The 18952-nt window shown below is 54.9% G+C and carries 15 protein-coding genes; 5 read left to right on the top strand and 10 right to left on the bottom strand.

The annotated features are described in order from the left end of the window. Positions 1-19: 19 nt before the first annotated feature. Positions 20-1879: a cache domain-containing sensor histidine kinase gene (locus tag HQN87_RS00950; protein ID WP_173126364.1), complete on the bottom strand. Its 1860-nt coding sequence runs from the start codon at positions 1877-1879 to the stop codon at positions 20-22. Positions 1880-1903: 24 nt separating this feature from the next. Then, a complete protein-coding gene (locus tag HQN87_RS00945) occupies positions 1904-2917 on the bottom strand; it encodes a substrate-binding domain-containing protein (protein ID WP_173126361.1) in 1014 nt (337 codons plus the stop codon). A 211-nt stretch (positions 2918-3128) separates the two neighbouring features. Between HQN87_RS00945 and HQN87_RS00940 the strand changes: the two genes are divergently transcribed. The 4 genes from HQN87_RS00940 to HQN87_RS00925 all read left to right on the top strand — a co-directional run bounded on the left by HQN87_RS00940 (position 3129) and on the right by HQN87_RS00925 (position 6344). Then, positions 3129-3311, top strand: a complete 183-nt coding sequence (locus tag HQN87_RS00940) for a hypothetical protein (RefSeq protein WP_173126358.1) — start codon at positions 3129-3131, stop codon at positions 3309-3311. Between the two features lie 165 nt (positions 3312-3476). Beyond that, positions 3477-4415 (top strand): helix-turn-helix transcriptional regulator, encoded by a 939-nt coding sequence (locus HQN87_RS00935; protein WP_173126355.1) that lies wholly within the window; start codon positions 3477-3479, stop codon positions 4413-4415. After that, entirely contained in the window at positions 4393-5397 is a 1005-nt protein-coding gene (locus HQN87_RS00930) for a cysteine peptidase family C39 domain-containing protein (RefSeq protein ID WP_367272641.1), read from the top strand. The genes HQN87_RS00935 and HQN87_RS00930 overlap by 23 nt, the downstream gene beginning before the upstream one ends. Then, the gene (locus HQN87_RS00925; protein ID WP_173126349.1) at positions 5394-6344 is read left to right on the top strand and encodes a hypothetical protein; all 951 of its coding nucleotides are present in this window, start codon (positions 5394-5396) and stop codon (positions 6342-6344) included. The genes HQN87_RS00930 and HQN87_RS00925 overlap by 4 nt, the downstream gene beginning before the upstream one ends. Positions 6345-6395: 51 nt before the next feature. Here the strand turns inward: HQN87_RS00925 and HQN87_RS33175 are convergent, their stop codons facing one another. From HQN87_RS33175 to HQN87_RS00890, 7 genes are all read right to left on the bottom strand, one after another. Next, on the bottom strand, positions 6396-7568 hold the full coding sequence (locus HQN87_RS33175) for an LTA synthase family protein (RefSeq protein ID WP_436836450.1): 1173 nt from the start codon (positions 7566-7568) through the stop codon (positions 6396-6398). Positions 7569-8912: 1344 nt separating this feature from the next. Further along, positions 8913-9908 (bottom strand): aldose 1-epimerase, encoded by a 996-nt coding sequence (locus tag HQN87_RS00915; protein ID WP_173126343.1) that lies wholly within the window; start codon positions 9906-9908, stop codon positions 8913-8915. Positions 9909-9990: 82 nt separating this feature from the next. Beyond that, positions 9991-10722 carry an MgtC/SapB family protein gene (locus HQN87_RS00910; protein WP_173126339.1) on the bottom strand — a complete coding sequence of 244 codons (732 nt, stop codon included), beginning with the start codon at positions 10720-10722 and terminating at the stop codon, positions 9991-9993. 226 nt (positions 10723-10948) lie between these two features. Next, positions 10949-11740, bottom strand: a complete 792-nt coding sequence (locus HQN87_RS00905) for an SDR family oxidoreductase (RefSeq protein WP_173127609.1) — start codon at positions 11738-11740, stop codon at positions 10949-10951. Between the two features lie 154 nt (positions 11741-11894). Then, entirely contained in the window at positions 11895-12689 is a 795-nt protein-coding gene (locus HQN87_RS00900) for an ABC transporter ATP-binding protein (RefSeq protein ID WP_173126336.1), read from the bottom strand. Continuing rightward, positions 12676-13602 (bottom strand): ABC transporter permease, encoded by a 927-nt coding sequence (locus HQN87_RS00895; protein ID WP_173126333.1) that lies wholly within the window; start codon positions 13600-13602, stop codon positions 12676-12678. The genes HQN87_RS00900 and HQN87_RS00895 overlap by 14 nt, the downstream gene beginning before the upstream one ends. Positions 13603-13668: 66 nt before the next feature. Continuing rightward, a complete protein-coding gene (locus HQN87_RS00890; RefSeq protein WP_173126330.1) occupies positions 13669-14736 on the bottom strand; it encodes an ABC transporter substrate-binding protein in 1068 nt (355 codons plus the stop codon). 321 nt (positions 14737-15057) lie between these two features. Between HQN87_RS00890 and HQN87_RS00885 the strand changes: the two genes are divergently transcribed. After that, positions 15058-15999: a C40 family peptidase gene (locus tag HQN87_RS00885; RefSeq protein ID WP_254075306.1), complete on the top strand. Its 942-nt coding sequence runs from the start codon at positions 15058-15060 to the stop codon at positions 15997-15999. Positions 16000-16120: 121 nt separating this feature from the next. Here HQN87_RS00885 and HQN87_RS00880 read toward each other — a convergent pair whose 3' ends face one another. Next, positions 16121-18856, bottom strand: a complete 2736-nt coding sequence (locus HQN87_RS00880; protein ID WP_173126327.1) for a calcium-translocating P-type ATPase, SERCA-type — start codon at positions 18854-18856, stop codon at positions 16121-16123. Positions 18857-18952 lie beyond the last annotated feature (96 nt).

Below are 18952 nucleotides of genomic sequence, written 5' to 3'. Positions count from 1 at the left end.
CCCGGTATTCCTCCTCTTCCTAATTCTTCTCCGGGTCACGGACGACCGGATGCCTGACCGTGACGACGGTCCCCTTCCCCGGCTCACTCTCCATGCTGATCCCGTATGGTTCCCCATAGGTCAACCTGATTCTGGCCTGCACATTCAGTATGCCGTAGCCGCTTCCTGCGCTACCCGTTACAGGCATCTCGGGCTCGGAAGGCTCGGGCTCTTCCCCTCCAACAGCTTCGAGACGGCGCCTCAGCTCCCTCAGCCTGTCAGTAGCCATCCCCGCTCCGTTATCGCGTACGGTAAGGTATAGCTCGTTGCCTTGTTCCACCACTTCAATCGAGAGGTGCCCGGGGCCGCGGCGCTCCTTAATGCCGTGATAGATTGCGTTCTCCACCATCGGCTGCAGGAGCAGCTTAAGCACGTACAGCTCCTGCAATTTCGGCTCCACTTCAATCGAATAGGTGAGCTTGCTGCTGTACCGGACATGCTGAATCTTCAGATAGCTGACGATATGCTCCAGCTCATCGGAGAGCGGAATGATATCGCTCCCTTTGCTGAGGCCCAGACGGAACAGCCTGGAGAGGGACTGCACCACCTCGGCAATATCCTCCGCCCCCTTGCTGCGGGCCATCCAGTGGATGGTATCCAGCGTGTTATAGAGAAAATGCGGTTTGATATGCGCCTGCAGGCTGCGCAGCTCTGCTTCACGCTTTTGCCGCGCCTGAAGCTCCGTCAGTGACAACAGCCGGCCGATCTGGGCCAGCATGGTATTGAAGCTGCGGCCGAGCAGCCCGATCTCATCGGACCGGTTGCCCCAGTAGCGGATCGTCAGATCGCCGGACTGCGCCTTGCTCATGAAGGAGGCCAGCTGACCGATCGGTCGGGATATCGAATAGGCCAGATAGAACGAAGCCGTCATGCCCAGCATGCAGACCACAAATACAAAGGTTACGACATTGAACGTAATCTCGCGGATACCATAGGCCGACTCATCCATCGGGAAGACGCCCATCGTGGTCCAGCCGGTAAACGGCGAGGTCCGGTAGATCAGCTGCAAATGGCGGCCGTCCACCGTCTCTGAGGTGATCCCCGAGGACTCGGTGAACAGGTTTGCCGGAATCTTTTGCATCAAAGGGTGCTGCGGCGCGTAAATCATCTCTCCGTTGTTATCCACCACCGTCAGGTAACCTGTCTTCCCGAGTGTGACATCTCTGGCCGTCTCCGCGATCACCCGCAGCTTCAGATCCACCAGCACCACGCCCTGCACGACCTGTGTCTCAGGATTCACAATGGCCCGCACGGCGGAGACCACCTCACTCTCCTTATAGTCCACATGGGACCTGACCGCACGGCCGTAGGGATGCCCGACGATCTGGAAGATCCCCTTATTCGCTGCCGCCTGCTTGTACCAAGCCTCCTCCGTCAACCGGGTCCCGGAACGGGTGTACATCTCATTGCTGATGAAATCGCCTTCACGGTTGACCAGCATAATCCCCGCGATCTCGGAGCTGAGTGTGGTGAAGCCCTGCAGAAATTTGCGGATGTTGTATTCGGCAGATTCCCCGTTACCCGCAGCCGGGTCCATCTGTGCGGTTCCCGCCGCTTCCCCCTTGAGAAACTTCTGCACTCCCGGATCAAACGAAATCAGGTAGGTAATCTTCTGCAGATTCTCCACATCGCTCTCAATCGCCGTGTTCACCTTGCGGATCAGCTGCATCGTATTCTCGTTGCTCTGCTCCTCCACGATCCGGTCCACCGTCCAGCCGATCAGCAGCCCAAGGCCAATGGAAGGCAGAATACTGATCAGCAAAAAGTGAATAATCAGCTTGTAGCGGATCGGCATATTATTCAGCTTCAGCTTCTCCATAGTTACGCCGGACTTGCGCATCACAGGCTCCCCCTCTGCCGCAGTCTACTTGGCATAATAATTGTCCACGTTCTGCCTGGTGACCACATCTATGCCGGTATCTACAGAATCGGGGACGGGCAGTGGCTTGTTATGGGCATAGGCGTCAGGGTCAGCCTCCAGATCGCGGTGCAGATGGAACAGCTCGGTGAGGGACCAGTAGCCCATATTCCAGGTCCCCTGGGCCATCGTTGCGGCAATTTTGCCTTCCTTCACCAGATCGAGCGTGCCCTTATCCGTATCGAAGCTGATAATCTTCGGTGACGGGCCGCTGCCCCGGGCTGCATCCACCGCCTCCGCCACTCCGATTCCGCCATTGGATTCCGTGGCAAAAATCCCGGCAAGCTGCGGATACCGCACCAGCAATTGCTCCGCCGCTTCCCTAGAGGCCACCTGATCGCCCCGGCCATCCTTGACAGCCACAAGGCTCATCTCCGGGTACTTGCTGCGGATGGTATCTGTGAAGCCGTCCGTCCGTTCCTGATGATTATGCTGATCCGGTGTGGTAATAATCGCAACCTCGCCCGAGCTTCCGGTCAGCTCGGCCATCTTGTGCGCCGCCTGGGTTCCGGCCTTGTAATTATCCGTTCCCAGAAAAGAATACGCTTTGCTGCCCTGAGCTCCCGAATCAAACAGCACGACCGGAATGCCGCTCTCCACCGCCTTATTAATGGTCGCTGTGAGCAGCTTGGAATTCACCGCCGAGATCGCAATCCCCGCAGGCTTCTTGGCAATGGTCTGCTCCAGCACGGTCATCTGTTCACTTGCATTATGCTGGGTCGAGCCGTGGTATTCGACAGATACATTAAGCTCTTCTGCCGCATCCTCGAAGCCCTTCAGCACGCTTTTCCAATAGTCAATGCCGATCTGGAAGGTGACCATCACATATTTATCCTCAATATTCCCGCGCAGTCCGGCGGTCTCCCACGGGTCTGCCGACTCCCCCTGCTGCTTGTAATTCAGCACATAGATTACAAAGATCCCGATCAGCAGCACGTAGACTAGCCAGAGCTTTTTCATGTATGTAACCCCTTTCAAAACCAAAAAATAAAGACATCCTCCAGCTTCTTCCATCTTTGTCCAGTCTAGTCTAATGGCTCGGCAGGCTTTCCGTCAATTACGTTACAGGGCAGATGAATCAAAATTGTGAACTGATGCGACATTTTATGTCGTACCAGTTGTTCTATACTGGGCAGGTAACATCCAAATTACTGAAATGAGGACTACACAAATGTCAAAAACAAAACGCGGGCGGGTACTCTGGACCCTCCCTTCCCATGGCCGCGGCACCTGCCCGATCTGCGGGGCCACCAGAATTAAGGTGCTCTACACCAAAGTTAAATCTGACGGTACCGCCCTTAAGGTCTGCAAACGCTGTGACAAAGCACCGCAAAGCAAAGTAGACGCCGTATAGCCGATAAAAGGTCATGCGCCGTATAACCTGAGGGTATCGTGCAAGGATGTCTGCCCGCCTATATGCTCCTAAGTGCATGTAGCCGGGCGCATCCTTGTTTCGTTGCGTAAGATAACCGCCAGCGGATATACTGAAAGCTGACCGACAGGAAAGGAGCGGAGCCGCATGAGCCATATTCACCGGATTCAGTGGTTTGACCAGCAGATCCGAAATGCCAAATATCCGAACAGCCACTCGCTGGCGGAGCAATTCGAGATTTCCAGGCGCCAGGCGCAGCGGGATATCGAATATCTGGCCGAGTCTCTGCGTGCTCCCCTCCGGTACGTGGCGAAGCAGCGGGGATATATATATGAGGATAACAGCTTTGTGCTGCCGCATCTGTATATCACGGACGAGGAGCAGCGGATACTTAAATATCTGGCTTATCGTTACAGCCATTATGATTATGAGAATGCCCGGACGATCCGCAAAATCGGCGGTCTGCTGGAGCGGTTCACGGCGCAGCCTAACGCGGATAAGGACATCCGGCTTCCTGTATTTGAAGTGGATGCCCGCTTGCTGCAGATCATTGAACTGCTGGAGCAAGCCATTGCGTCCCGCAGCGTGATCCATGTCCTCTACCAGGGGCAGCAGGACCCGCCGCAGGAGCTGTTTCTATGTCCCGTGAAGCTGAGCCGCCGTCTGGATGAAGATTATCTTCTTGCAGCTATCGAAGACCAGGAGCAGCCAGCGTTCTACATGCTATCCGGTATCCGGCAGCTGAAGCTGACGGGCAGGACTTTCTCAGCTGGTGAAGAAGAAGGTTCGGTCTCCCCGCCACAGCAGAGCAGACCGCCGCTGAAGCCGTTCACGGCCCGTATCACCTTAAGAGAAGCACCTGCGGACTCCTCATGGGGCGGGTATGCGGTCCGCGCAGCCGGAGGAGATGTGTACGAAATCGACTTTTGGGACACCGAAGCCTTCCTGGGACACCTGCTCCGCTCGGACTGGACCGGAATCCTCTCCCCCAAATGGCTGAAGCACAAGGTCCGGGACAGGTGCCGGGCTGTACTGACACTGCTAGATGAACAGGAGAATGAGCGTGAGAACGAGAGTAATCCTTGAAGGAATCCAGATGAAGCGTGAATCCAAATCTTTTACCGATGCCCTCTATGCGGTCCTGACTGCTGCGGGGTTATTCCAGGGTCCGAAATTCATGCTCTCCGGGCTTAGCGGCATGGCCTTCAAATTCTCGGTGCATGAGAAGCTCTATTTCCACTCCGTTACCGCTTATGGACAGTGGGGCCAGGAGCATGGTCCGGGCATAGATAATCTCGGCATTTATACCGTCTATGATGGGGGGAGGAGCAGACATGAGTCGTTCAGGGAGTATCAGCGGATCGCTATTGAGAGTGTAAAGCAGAGTCTGGACCGGGGCAGGGCCTGCATCTACTGGATACCGGAGTTCGGCGTGATTCATGGCTATGACGAGGAGGATCAAGTGTTCTATGTACAGGATGGCAAGTCCGGCGGGACGGAGTATGTGCTCTATGACAACTTCGGCATTAACTTCACCTCCTTCTGGTACTGCCAGTATATCGGGGATAAGGTGGATATTCCGCTGCAGGACGCTGTCCTCGAATCCCTGAGGCTTGCCCTGGAGGACTGGGAGACTCCGTATAAAATATTGCCTGACCAAAGTATAGCTTCCGGCCGCCTGGCCTACAGCTTCCTGATCGGCGCTCTTCAGCAGGGGGATTTCGACAATAGCGGCGCTGTCTATATTCTTGAATCCTATTTGAGCTCACGCTCTGAGATTCGCCGTTATCTGGAGGAGGTTCAGTCTGTACTGCCGGGGCTCGGTGAAGTTCATGGTATATACGCTCAATTGGAGAAAATAATGCGGTTGCAGCTGGCCGCCTCCCTTCCCGTGGCGCCCGGTAACAGAGTGCTGCTGCCTGAGCAGCTTCCATCTCTCTGCGCTGTTGTCCAGCAGGCTATGGAACTGGAGGAACAGGCCATGCAGCAGGTTAGAGTCATCTCCGGGCAGTACCCGGATCTGAAACGTTCCATTCTGCCAAGATGGGGGGCCCATACAGCACGATGAGAGACAAGCACCCGCTCACCATATCTTATGTTGATGCCTTGCACCAGGTCCTGTCCGCCAAAGGCTGGTTCAATCTGCCGAAGCCTATGTTATCCGGGATGACGGCCTCCTGCTTCCGGCTCTCCGTCCACAGACAGCTTCATAAGGATTCACCAACGGCCTATAACTGGGCGGCCGAACACACAGTAGCAGCAGATCTAATCGGCATTGTCGCCGGTCAGTCGGCAGGTTATCATTTCGCCCCAACCTTCCCGCTCTATCAGAAGCAGGCGATCCTGGATATCCGCGGGTCGCTTGCGCAAGGCACCGGCGTTGTCTGCTGGAAAGACCAGTTTGTGGTGATCACCCGCTCCGATGACCGCAAGCAGCTATTCTATTACAATGAGATGTCCTCTGGCGCTGAGCTGGAGCTGCCGTACGCACAACTGGGAAGGAATACGACTCCCTATTGGTACTGTCAGATCTATGAAGGACAGATCCGCAAGGAGCTCCCGCAGGTCATCCGGGAATCCTTAATCCAGGCGGTGTACAAAGCAGAGGTCCATGACCCGCTGCTGCCCGAAGCGCAGTATGCCTGCGGCTTGCAGGCTTATGATGCCATGCTGGAAGCCTTCTCAGGCGATGCTTATGATGCCGCTGGTGCTTATGAAACCTTGGTATTCTATGCGTCTTGCAAAAAGGATGCGGCCAGTTACACCAATTGGGCCTGCACCTACATGCCTGGACTCGACAAGACTGCGGGTCATTACGCATCCCTGTCCGCCGTCTATGATGAAATCACGGCACGGTTAGGCGTGAACACGCTGCTTCCAGCTGCGACTAGACGCCAGGAGCTGATCACGCTCCTCCGGGAAGCACAGCGTATCGAGACCGCTGCGATTCAATCCATCCGCGGCCTGCTGCGCGAACCCATTGCGAACCGCTTCCATGATGTGGGGCTGCGCTGAGTCTGGAGACTTGGGTTGTGCCTATTGTGCTGGTGGTGTCGGTTCTGCCGGTCAGAACATCAGAGACTCTGCATACTTCTCGCCTTCCAGCAGGTCATATTCGATCAGACGATAGTCATTCAGCAGCTCCTGCTGATCCGGTGTCAGCTCATGCAGAACTCCTCTGTTGCCCGGCCCGATCAGCACCTTCTTGCTCAGTCCGGGAATTTCAGCCCGCACCTGCTCCAGCAGCTTGTAATAGGCCGGCAAGCTCTGGCCGGATAATCTGAAGACGGCAGGACCCAGGAAGGCCGGACTCAGGGTACCCAGCGGCTCCTTGCCAATCTCAAAATTAGCCAGAATCAATAATTGTGTCTCATGCTTCAGCCTCGGCTCCTGATCCCAGCCTGCTTCGGTATAGATTCCGGCGGTCAGCGCCGGCAGATGATCCCCCCAGAATACTGCAATGGTGGGCCGCTCGAGCTTGAGCAGCTCCTGCTGCATGTAAGCCAGTGCCTCGTCCGTCAGCTTCGTATCCTGCACATAGGTCTCAAGCTCATCCTTCTGTTCCGGCCGGCCGCCCTCGACGGTGATTGTGTTCGGTCCGTTCATCCCTTTGGTGAATGGAAAATGGTTCTGCATCGTCACCAGATGCAGGAATGTCGGTGCGGATGCGTCCTTAAGCTGCCGGACCGCCTCCTGTACAGCGGCCTTGTCCGAGATGTACCCTCCCGGAGTAAGACGGGCTGCATCCGGCAGATCCTTCTCACTGGTGAAGCTGTCGAAGCCCAGCAACGGGTAGACGCGGTTGCGGTTATAGAAGGTCTCATCGAACGGATGCACCGCCCGTGCCTGATACCCTCTCTCCTTCAGAATGCTGACGATTGACGGCAGCGTAGACATTTTGACGATGCGCTGTTGATAAGGAATGGTTCCGTCTCCCAGGAAGTACATCGACAGCCCAGTCAGGGCCTCGAATTCAACATTCGCCGTATTGCCACCGAATTCCGGGGACAGCAAATACCCTGACGGAGTCTGCTCCGCCGCCCCATGGATGAATTTCAGCGGATCTTCGCTTAACGTATACCCGGGCAGACGCGTAGGATCAAAGAACGCCTCGTTCATCATGAACAGAATGTTCGGCTGTTCTTCAGGGCTGGCCTGCACCGGCGTATCCGGCAATGCCGAGTACTTGGCCGCCACCGCTTCAACCGCCTCACGGCTGTACCCCTCCGGCTTCTCCATCAGACTCTGCCGCAAATTCCCGGCAAAGGCATACACAAACCCGTTCTGTGTATAATTAACCTTCTGATTCCAGAAGATGTTCTGATAATTCATAGCCGCAACAACAGGGGAATGGCCGGTGACCAGCACCAGGAATCCTGCGCTGCAAGCCACGGATATCCCGCCCAGCGTTAATCGCAGCGGTAGTCTGATTCTATTCTTGGGCAGCTTGAAGATCACAACCGCCAGCCCGGCAATCAGCACAGCTGCGGCCACGATAGCAGTCGGCGAGATGATGCCGCTGGTGATTTTGCTCATCTCACCGGCATTCCTCAGCAGCATGAGATCCCACGGAAACAGCGGTTCCCCCCTCGCAGCAAGCTTCTGCGCACTGGCAATGCCCAGCAGCAGGAACACTGCACCGGTAACCGCCGGCCCCGCATATGTATTGGGCAGCAGCACTGAACTTAAGAGCAGAATGAAGAAAATGAACAAGCTTCCTGTACCATACAGCCATGGATACGAGCCAACCCACTCCAGGGCCCGGGGCAGATCCATGCGAAAAGTAGCAGCCTGAAGGAAAAAATTCAGCCCGAATCCTTCGGCCAGCAAAACAACCAGCAAATACGACAAACGTTTGGAAGGTAATATCCGCGACAAGTGCAATCACTCCTAACTCGGTTAAAGGAGTAGTATACGCCTTTAAGCTTAAAACCGCCTTAAAATTCAGTATCCAAAAAGGAACATTAGGCATCCTTGATCCCACAGCTGTCTGTCGTAGCAGGAACCCTCCGTACTTCAGCAGGTGGATAAACGTATCTTAATTTAGCCGTTTCCGACGATTTGGCGTAAGCAAGTGGAAAAACAGCATCTGCTGTTGAGGATTCCTGCCCTTTTGCGTAAATTGTGATTAATGAAGTGCTGTTTTTCCAACTGCTCCCCCAACAGTGGTCATCCGTACTTCAGCAAGTGGAGAAAATCCATCTACTCCCCCTCCAATCGTCTCCCGTTCGTCTACCCGGCTCGTGCATGACGTAAATATAACCTTCAAGCGGGAAGAAGTACGCAATATTTGGAAAAGCACTTCTCTTTTCAAAAAAGAGAGCAGCATAAGCGCTGCTCTCCTCTTTCTTATCTATTCTCAACTCCAAGAGATAGCTTGAATTTGGTATATACACTAAGGGTGAAGTGGCGGAAGAGAAGTTTGAACTGTAGGAGCGATAGCGACCGCCTTTGTTCCCGGATTTCCACCGCGAAGAGCGGTTTAAATCAAGAAATCTGGGGACAACAGCGGCCGGAAGTCAAACATTCTCTGCAGCCACGGCTGACCCCTGAGTGGACTTTCCCGGTTCAAGCTATATCCCCCTACTTCACATACAACCGGCTGCTCTCCTCCCAATACTCCCCAGGCTCCAGACCGAACAGGCCGATGTCCTCTGCAGGAAGATCTACCTTCGGTGCGTTCACCAGGTTGATCTGCGGCTCCGGACAGAAGAAGCCTTCTGTTGCGCCGTTGTTCCAAATCATCCACTGCTTGTAAGAGGTGCCCACATCATACACCAGTGTAACTCCGGCTTTGCGGTCGGTAAGCTCCATCCGGTTCCGTCCGTTCTGGGCGGCTGCGGTGTAGTGGTTGTCCATCGGCGCATAGAACGGATACACTCCTTCGCCGCGCAAGGCCACTTCATCGGCAGTCAGCTCCTGGAATTTGCCGGTCGGCAGCATCCGGTCGTCGCTCAGCTCCCAGCGCTCACCGATCGTTACTTTGACGCGGTAATCCTGGGCTGTGCTGCCTGGTGCGAAGGGTGCATTAATGGCAGTATGGAACGCCAGCAGACAAGGCATCAGCACTTCGCCGTCATTACGAACCAGCAATTGCTGGGACAGACCGGCTTCGCCCAGCGTATAGCGCAGCTTGACGGTATATTTGAACGGCAGATATTGATAAGAAGGATGATTCTCATCCACCTTGATCGCTACAGTGACGAAGCTTTCGCTTGTACCGCTGCCGAATTCCTCTACCTCCCATGCTGCTGTATGTAAGAAACCGTGCAGATGGTTGCCTGTCTTGGCCTCATTAACCGGCAAGTGGTAGGTTTGTCCGTTCCACGGGAATTCCCCGTCTTCGTAGCGGTTCGGCGGGAACAACACAGGAATGCCGTGAATGCCGGGGTTAGCCTTGAATACTTCCATCTCCTCCGCACCTGGCTCATGCAGGAAACGGTAACCGCTCTCAGTATCACGGAAGCAGATCAGATTCCCGCCGATGCCCGGCAGAACCGCAGCCTCATAACGTCCGGCCTTCAGCCAGATGGCGGCTTCTCCCTCATAGTGCCCTTCAAATGCAGTAATTGAACTCATTACTCTAATCCCCTTCCATATATTCATTATGACTCTCTCATAGATAGAGTACCACATCTGCCGGAATGGCAACATGTCATTTTTACAGCTGCTCCACTTCCACACTCATCACATGCTCGATTTTCTTCACATCATAATAGATTTCCGTAGCATAGTCCTTGTCTGGAGCAGAGATGACCATGTCAATCAGTTGTCTTCCGTCGTCGAGATCCTTGATCTTCATCCGCCGGATCGTCCGGCCGGTTTTGCGGGTTTTACGCTGGTCGGTGATGATATGGCGCTGCTCAATCTTTTGGATCACATCGGTCAGGATGTAATTCGGCTCCATGATAATCTTGATGGATATCTCATGTTTGTTCAGCACCTCTGGCCCGATGGCTCTAATAAGCAGGGGGACAGCATTTACCGCGAACATCAGCAGTATAACCGCATAACCTGCCTCTACATAAAAGCCTGCGCCGACCGCAATCCCGATCCCGGATGCCGTCCAGATCAGCGCAGCCGAGGTTAAGCCGGAGATCGCATCTCCGCCCCTGCGCAGAATAACACCCGCCCCCAGGAATCCGATGCCGCTGACAATCTGCGCCGCCAGACGCATCGGGTCCATATTGGGATGATCCGTTCCGCCGAATTTGTCGTAGGCATGAATTGATACAAGCGTAACCAGACAGCTTGCGATGCTGATGACCATACTGGTCCGGATTCCCAGCGGTTTCTGCTTCAATTGCCGGTCAATGCCGATGAACAGCCCGAACAGCATGGCCACAAGCAGCTTCACAATCGACTCCGTGTGCAGATCAATAGTAAAATCCATATGATGATTCCTCCTTCCTCTTGGCACATAGAATCAGTATACCTGAAAACCGCTGCAAACTTTACTGAAATTTCCCGCAAGCAGCCATAGTAAAGAAACGGACGGCTGTCCCTGGTTAACCGGCACTCCAGGCCGCACTGCCCCGGGTCCGGCAAAGGAACATCGTCCGCTTCTGAGAAGACTTCACTCATTCTAGGATATGAGCAACCTATGATATATAGAAGAATCAGCCATGCAGGAGTGATTCCGCCCCATCACAGTAGATTTCCGTGCCGGAGATATGATCCGAATCCGCAGAAGCCAGGAACAGCGCCAGCTTGCCCACCTGATCAGGGCGTCCCGGACCTTTCTCCAGCGGCTGCCCGCCATCCGGGAATTCCACGGCAATCTGTACCTCCTTGAGGTCCTCAGAAGGATAGGTGTTGTCATCAATATTAGTGGTGATGGCTCCCGGACAGATGGCATTTACGCGGATTTTGTACTGGGCCAGCTCCAGCGCCGCCATTTTCATAAAAGCTACCTGGCCAGCCTTCGTAGTACTGTAGGCGGAAAAACCGATATTCGAGAATACCCGGTTGCCGTTAATGGAGCTGTTAATCAGGATACTGCCGCCTCTCTCCTTGAGGTGGGGTATGGCATATTTGACGGTGGCGAACGTCCCGCGCAGATTAATATGAATCGTCTGATCCCAGGACTCGATATCCATTGTCTCGATCGGCGTCATTGCACCGTTAATTCCGGCATTGGCGAACACAATATCGAGCTGCCCCCACTTGGCGACAACCTGCTTCACAGCATCCTCTACCTGCTGCGGCTCGGCGATATCACATTCAAACACAGCGGCTTGCCCGCCTTCCTGCTCAACCTGACGCACCACCTTCTCGGCATTCTCCACCGTCCGGTCCAGAAGCGCCACCTTGGCTCCATTTCTCGCGAACTCGAGTACCGAAGCCCGGCCAATGCCCGAGCCGCCTCCTGTAACGATAGCTACTTTACCTTCCAGTTTCTTAGGGGTCATCTGTGCATTCTCCTCCTTGGATTCATGGTAGTTCAAGTTTAAATTCTCTCCTTAAACTTTACCTCCCATTCCGCAAAATGAATCGGACAATGACACCTGAACGCCAAAAAGGCTTGAGCTGCTGTCCTCATAACAGACAGCGCTCAAGCCTTCGTTATCCTAACATCATCCGGTCATCTGCCAGCTTATGCCCGCTGATGGCTTCGAATTCGCCAAGCAGCCGCTCTACCGTCAGATCCTTCTTACGCGTCTCATCGAAATCGAGAATGATCGACCCCTTGTCCATCATAATGAGACGGTTGCCCAGCCGGATAGCCTGGTCCATATTATGTGTAACCATCAGCGTAGTCAGCTTCATCTCACGGACAATGGATTCCGTAAGCGTGGTGATCAGTTCGGCCCGGGAAGGGTCCAGCGCGGCCGTATGCTCATCCAGCAGCAGAATCTGCGGCCGGGTGAAGGTCGCCATCAGCAGGCTGAGCGCCTGCCGCTCTCCTCCCGAGAGCAGCCCCACCTTGGCCCGCAGCCGGTTCTCCAGGCCGATGCCCAGGCGGCTGAGCTGTTCACGGAACAGCTTGCGTCTGGCTGCATTGACACCGAAGGATAACCCGCGGGACTGGCCCCGCTTGTAGGCCATAGCCAGGTTCTCCTCAATCGTCATATGCGGCGCCGTGCCGGCCATCGGGTCCTGGAAGACCCGGCCGATCCAGCGTGCGCGCTGGTACTCTGCCAGATTGCTGATCGAGTTGCCCTCGATACGCGCTTGTCCGAGATCGGGCTTCATCACACCTGAGATGATATTCATCAGTGTAGACTTACCGGCACCGTTACTGCCGATAATCGTTACGAAATCTCCGGTGCGCAGCTCCAGGTCTATCCCCAGCAGAGCGATCTTCTCATCGGGTGAGCCGGGGTTGAACAGCTTGGATACATTATCAAGCTTCAGCATGGGCGGCGCCTCCTTTCTTGCTGCGCTGTGCCAGTTCAGCAAGCTCTGCGGTTCGTCTGCGGGCCATGCTCTTCTGCTTCATGATCCGCTGAATCGACGGGAAGACCAGAGCAATAATAACGATAATAGCTGTAATCAGCTTCAGATCGGAAGCCTTGAGCCATGGCACCCGCAGCGCCAGGGCCACCACAATCCGGTACACGATCGAGCCGAGCAGCACGGCCAGTGTCGCCCGGAAGACGTTCTTCGCACCGAAGATTGCCTCACCGATAATTACCGACGCGAGTCCGATGACAATCATCCCGATCCCCATTGAGGCATCGGCGAAGGTAGAATACTGGGCGATCAATGCACCTGAGAGCGCCACCAGCCCGTTCGACAGGCTGATGCCCAGAATGGTTGTTGTATCCGTGTTCACTCCGAAGCTGCGGATCATCCGCGAGTTGTCGCCGGTGGCCCGTAGGGCCAGTCCCAGATCGGTGCGCAGGAACAGATCCATCAGGATTTTGATTAGCACGACGATAAAAGGCATAACCAGCAGCGGATTCATGGAGCTGAACAATGTGTCATCTCCCATCAAGGAGACATTCGGCTTCACCAGAATCCGCAGATTGATCGAATACAGGGCAATCATCATCAGAATCCCGGACAGCAGGCCGTTGATTTTACCTTTGGTATGGAGCAGCCCGGTACACATCCCTGCGGCCATTCCGCCAAGCAGCGCACAGATAGTCGCCAGGAATGGAGGGTAACCGTTGGTAATCATCACAGCGGCAATCGCTCCGCCTGTAGTGAAGCTTCCGTCCACCGTCAGATCCGGGAAATCAAGAATCCGGAAAGTAATATATACGCCGAGTGCCATAAAAGCATACAGCAGGCCCATTTCCAGGGCGCCCATTAATGAATTATACATCGTGACTTCCTCCCTCAAACGGCAAAGGGCGCCCGCTTTGGATACGCCCCGTGATCATGTCTATCTTTATTGAATAATGTTATTCGCAGGATCTGCCACTTCAGCCTTCATCGCATCCGTGACTTCAATTCCCTGTGCTGCTGCCGCCTTGAGGTTAAGAATGAGGTCGAGCTTCTCCTGCATAGTTACCTTCATGTCGCCTGGGCTTTTGCCGTTCTTCAGCACTTCCACCGCCATTTCGCCAACCTGATAGCCATGATCATAGTATTTGAAGCCTACGGTTGCAAAAGCGCCTTTCTCCACGGTATCACGGTCTGCAGAGAAGAACGGAAGCTTATTGTCATTCGCGGTCTGAATGATGGTGTCCACACCGCTGACTACGGAGTTATCGAGCGTAATGTACAGGGCATCCACACGGCCTACAAGCGACTCTGCCGCCTGCTTCACTTCAGAGGTATTGGTAATCGCCGCCTTCACCAGCTCAATCCCGTGCTTGTCCAGTGCTGCCTTAGCGATATCCGCCATCACTACAGCATTGGGCTCCCCTTCATTGATCACAAGCCCCAGCTTCTTGACCTTCGGGAACTGTGCAGCAATGAAGTCCATCAGACGGTTAATCGAATCAGGATTCGTATCTGATGCACCAGAGACATTGCCTCCGGGATGCTCCAGATCACTGACAATCTTGGCATCGAGCGGGTCTGTGACTGCTGCGAACAGAATCGGCGTATCCTTGACATTCTGTACAAGCGCCTGGGCCGAAGGAGTAGCAATACCCAGCACCAGATCGTTTTTGTCACCGGCAATCTTCTGGGCCACGGACAGGTTATTGGCCTGATCGGCCTGGGCGTTCTCAAGATCCACCTTCAGGTTCTCACCCTCAACAATGCCCGCATCCTTAAGTGCCGCCAGGAATCCCTCGCGGGTGGCATCCAGCGACGGATGCTCCACATATTGCGAAATAGCGATCGTATAGGATTTACCATCTGTGGAGCCCGTATTGGCCGGGGCTTCTGTCGCAGCAGCCGGAGTATTCCCGCTTCCGGTATTCCCTGCAGTCTTATTGTTTCCGCATCCGGCAGCTACAAGCATCAAGGCCATGCTCAGGCCCAGCCAAACATTCTTTTTCTTCATCAGATTACCCCTCTTCTTGGACGGGTCAGTGCGAGAACCAGGGCTAGCGGTCCAGCATTATCGCTTTCATCTTTAAAAGCATTAAAGCGAATATCCGCACCCTTTCCACATCCACTCCCCTAATCTATTAAACATATATTATATGTAGCCTGATTTTCCGTCAATCCTTAATCCTCGCTCCATATTTTACAAAAATCGCACAATGGGCGCAGAATCCCTTCTACAGCGCTCTGTTATCCTTGACATTGATTACTAAAGGCATGCTGCACATAAAAAAACCAGCCCTGCACAAACTTTAAGTAAAGTTTGAAGGAGCGTGCCATGATGCCAATGATCCATCCGCAGTCCAGCAAAATCATTCTTACTTCTGCCATCCTGATTGCCGCCATTGCGGGAACTACGGCTTGCAGTTACACCAGTAAGGACAGCAAGCCCAAAGTTAACTCCATCACGCCGTCAGGAACCTTTGCCGGCAGTTACTACGAGAAGAACTCCTATACCGATAAAGAGGGGAAGTACTGGATTCCGCTCAAACCTGCTGCAGCCTCCATCGGGTATAGAATGAAGGATGACACTGCAAGCGGCGGGTACACCAAGCTGGGCTACAGTGATGTAATGTATATGCTGCGCCCGGATTCCAGCCAGGTCTTCTCCTTGGGACAAAAAGTCACCCTGCCCGATGTTCCGGTCCGCCGGGAAGGTCAGATCTTCATTACGCCTACCGCCTTGTCCAAGCTGCTGCAGACAGAGGTGGGCTGGAATCCGGGCACCGGCGAGATTAATATCGCCGCCCCGTCCGACCGTGAAGCCGCTGCAGAAGATACCAGCGCGTGGGAAGCCGCGAAGCCGCTGCGGATTCAGAGTGTGTCCAGTGTAGATACCGGCGAACTGGTCTCCTACGCCAAGCAGTTTCTCGGTGTTCCCTACGACTTCGGCGCCGGTCCTTATGAGGAGACCAAGCGGTTCGACTGCTCGTCCTTTACCCGCCATGTATTCCAGAAATTCGGGATCGACCTGCCCCGGCTGGCCAAGGATCAGGATAATATCGGCAGACGGGTGTCCCGCAGCGAGCTGGAGCCCGGCGACTTGATCTTCTTCACCGTTCCCGGACGTTTCGAGACCGATGCCGTTCCCGGTCATGTAGGCATCTACCTGGGCGGCGGAAGCTTTATTCATACCTGGGGTGATCCCGGCGTGCAGATCAGCGAGCTGGACAGCGGGTACTGGAGCAATGTGATCCTGCATATGCAGCGTGTGCTGTAATCCGGGGGCAAGCCCGGAATAACACAACATGCAAGGAAGATAACCGGCGTCTTGACAGGGCCGGGAATCCTCCTTGCATGTTTTTTTGCCTGCAAGTTAACACGAATATGCTATTGTGAGCCTACTCCCAGCTCTTTATGCGCCCGCTCAGGCGGAGCACCAGCTTCACCAGTTCAACAATGACCACGATGGACAGCGCCGCCCCGCAGACTATTCCCCACTGCAAGCCGTTCAGATGCTGAACACCGAACCATTCATTGAGCCCCGGAATGATAATGACCAGCACGAGCAGCAGCCCGGAGATCACCGAGGCCCCCAGCATATAACGGTTGCTGAACACACCGATCTGGAACAGCGACTTCGTATTGGACCTGACGTTGAAGGCATGGGTAAGCTGTAACAGACCCAGGGTAGCGAAGGCCATCGTGACCGCAACGCCCTCATCATAATGGGTATGTGCCCAGTAATAGACCATGAGCGTCAAGCCAGCCTCAAGCAGGCCTTGATAGATAATCGAAATACCGACACCGCCTGCAAAGATACTGCTGCTGGATTTACGCGGCTTTTTCGACATCGCATCCCCGCTCGCCTTTTCCAGCCCCAGCGCGAGTGCAGGGAGCGTATCCGTGACCAGGTTAATCCAGAGAATATGAATCGGTTCCAGAATCCGCCAGCCGATCAGCGTTGCAATGAACAAGGTGACGACCTCGCCCAGATTCGCTGACAGCAGGAACTGGATCGACTTGCGGATGTTGCTGTAGACCTTCCGGCCTTCCTCTACAGCCACTACGATGGTTGTAAAGTTATCGTCAGCCAGCACCATATCCGATACACCCTTAGCCACATCCGTCCCGGTAATCCCCATCCCCACTCCGATATCGGCCGATTTCAGGGCAGGGGCATCATTGACACCGTCGCCGGTCATGGCCACAATCTTGCCCTTCTGCCTCCAAGCCTTGACGATTCGCACCTTATGCTCCGGGGAGACCCGGGCATACACAGAATAATCAGCCACTCTTACGGCAAAATCCTCCTCGCTGATCCCGTCCAGCTCGCGGCCGGTCAGCACCGCCTTGTCATCGTCAATGATGCCAAGGCGCCGCGCAATCGCAGCCGCCGTGTCCCGGTGGTCCCCGGTAATCATCACCGGCCGGATACCCGCCCGTCTGCAGACGGCCACAGCATCCCGGACCTCCTCGCGCGGCGGATCGATCATTCCGGTCAAGCCGACGAATACCAGCTCCCGCTCTGTCTTATCCGGCGAAGGCTCCGCCGGCTGCACCGCTTCATCGCGGTAAGCAAAGGCCAATACCCGCAGCGCTTCATCCGCCAGCTTCTTGTTGCTTGCGGTGATCCGGGCGGTGTGCTCCTCCGTCAATGGAACACCCCCGCCATTCTCATAGATGTGGCTGCATCTGGCGACCAGCACATCCGGCGCGCCTTTGGTCAGCACCCGGAACTGTCCGTTATCCAGCTTATGGATGGTAGTCATCAGCTTGCGGTCCGAATCGAACGGCAGCTCACCCACACGCGGATAACGCTGCTCCAGCTCCCGCTTGTCGGTCCCGATGCTGAGTGCGTAGTCAACTAACGCCGTCTCTGTGGGATCGCCAAGGATGGCTTTCCCGCTTCTTGTCCCGCCGCTTGCATCCGGCTTCTTGGCCGGAGATTCCTCTGCTGCGCCCGTGCCGTCATCAATACTGGAATCATTGCACAGGGTCATCGCCTGCAGCAGCAGTTCACCGCCCGGGGTTTCGTTTAGCCTGGCGTCCGCGTCCACGGTCTCCCCGTCCACATACAGCTTCTCAACGGTCATCTTGTTGAGGGTCAGTGTACCCGTTTTGTCCGAGCAGATGATCTCTGTACTGCCCAGTGTCTCTACCGCCGGCAGCTTGCGGATAATCGCTTTGCGCTTAGCCATCCGCTGGACACCCAGCGCCAGAATGATCGTCACGATGGCCGGAAGCCCTTCCGGAATGGCCGCAACTGCAAGGGAGATGGAGGTCAGCAGCATATCCAGCAGCTCCCGCCCTTCAAGCCAGCCCACGATGAAGATCACCACGCAGACACCGAGAATAATGAAGGTGAAGTATTTGCCAAGCTCATCCAGCTTTTTCTGCAAAGGAGTGACTTCGTTCTCAGCCTCCGAGATGAACCCGGCGATCCGGCCCACCTCCGTGTTCATGCCCGTAGCCGTCACCACCCCAACGCCCCGTCCATAAGTGACGCTGCTGCTCATATAAGCCATATTTGTCCGGTCCCCGATGACCAGATCATGGCCTTCCAGCACACCCGCCTGCTTCTCCGCAGGCAGCGATTCACCGGTGAGCGCCGCCTCCTCCGTCTTCAGCGAAGCGGCCTCCAGCAGCCGGATATCCGCAGGCACTACATTTCCGGCCTCCAGCAGTACAATATCGCCGGGCACAAGCTCCTCGCTTTTGATCTCGGTTACCTGCCCGCCGCGCCTAACTCTGGCCTGGGGGGAGGACATGCTTTTGAGCGCCTCCAGCGCCTGCTCGGCCTTGTTCTCCTGGATCACACCCAGCACTGCATTCAGAATAACGACCAGCAGAATGATTACAGTATCCGTCCACTCCCCGAGAATCCCGGACAGTATGGCAGCAGCCAGCAGAATGAAGATCATCACATTCTTGAACTGCTCGATAAATTTGGCCAGCAGGGACTGGGGCTTGGCTTCCTGAAGCACATTTTTGCCGTAGCGCTCCAATAGCTGTGCCGCCTGTTCCCGGGTCAGCCCTTCTTCCCGGCTCTCCAGCTGCTTCAGCACCTCGGATGCATCAAGCGTATGGAACGCCGTCTTTTCCTGACTCTTCTTTTGGGTAGAATCCGAATTCAAATCATCAGCTCCTTCAGCGGTTTATTCTGTGCAATACATCCATATATGGAGTTTTACCCAAAATTAGCAGGAGAATTCTGATAATCTATGTACATT

It is taken from the genome of Paenibacillus tritici, assembly GCF_013204885.1.
GTDB lineage: Bacteria > Bacillota > Bacilli > Paenibacillales > Paenibacillaceae > Paenibacillus_AQ > Paenibacillus_AQ tritici.
This window is presented reverse-complemented; position numbering and strand designations above follow the sequence as displayed.

Coding starts and splice junctions, on each gene's coding strand:
- HQN87_RS00950 (WP_173126364.1), bottom strand. CDS start 1,879: ATGCGCAAGTCCGGCGTAACTATGGAGAAGCTGAAGCTGAATAATATG.
- HQN87_RS00945 (WP_173126361.1), bottom strand. CDS start 2,917: ATGAAAAAGCTCTGGCTAGTCTACGTGCTGCTGATCGGGATCTTTGTA.
- HQN87_RS00940 (WP_173126358.1), top strand. CDS start 3,129: ATGTCAAAAACAAAACGCGGGCGGGTACTCTGGACCCTCCCTTCCCAT.
- HQN87_RS00935 (WP_173126355.1), top strand. CDS start 3,477: ATGAGCCATATTCACCGGATTCAGTGGTTTGACCAGCAGATCCGAAAT.
- HQN87_RS00925 (WP_173126349.1), top strand. CDS start 5,394: ATGAGAGACAAGCACCCGCTCACCATATCTTATGTTGATGCCTTGCAC.
- HQN87_RS33175 (WP_436836450.1), bottom strand. CDS start 7,568: ATGGAGAAGCCGGAGGGGTACAGCCGTGAGGCGGTTGAAGCGGTGGCG.
- HQN87_RS00915 (WP_173126343.1), bottom strand. CDS start 9,908: ATGAGTTCAATTACTGCATTTGAAGGGCACTATGAGGGAGAAGCCGCC.
- HQN87_RS00910 (WP_173126339.1), bottom strand. CDS start 10,722: ATGGATTTTACTATTGATCTGCACACGGAGTCGATTGTGAAGCTGCTT.
- HQN87_RS00905 (WP_173127609.1), bottom strand. CDS start 11,740: ATGACCCCTAAGAAACTGGAAGGTAAAGTAGCTATCGTTACAGGAGGC.
- HQN87_RS00900 (WP_173126336.1), bottom strand. CDS start 12,689: ATGCTGAAGCTTGATAATGTATCCAAGCTGTTCAACCCCGGCTCACCC.
- HQN87_RS00895 (WP_173126333.1), bottom strand. CDS start 13,602: ATGTATAATTCATTAATGGGCGCCCTGGAAATGGGCCTGCTGTATGCT.
- HQN87_RS00890 (WP_173126330.1), bottom strand. CDS start 14,736: ATGAAGAAAAAGAATGTTTGGCTGGGCCTGAGCATGGCCTTGATGCTT.
- HQN87_RS00885 (WP_254075306.1), top strand. CDS start 15,058: ATGATGCCAATGATCCATCCGCAGTCCAGCAAAATCATTCTTACTTCT.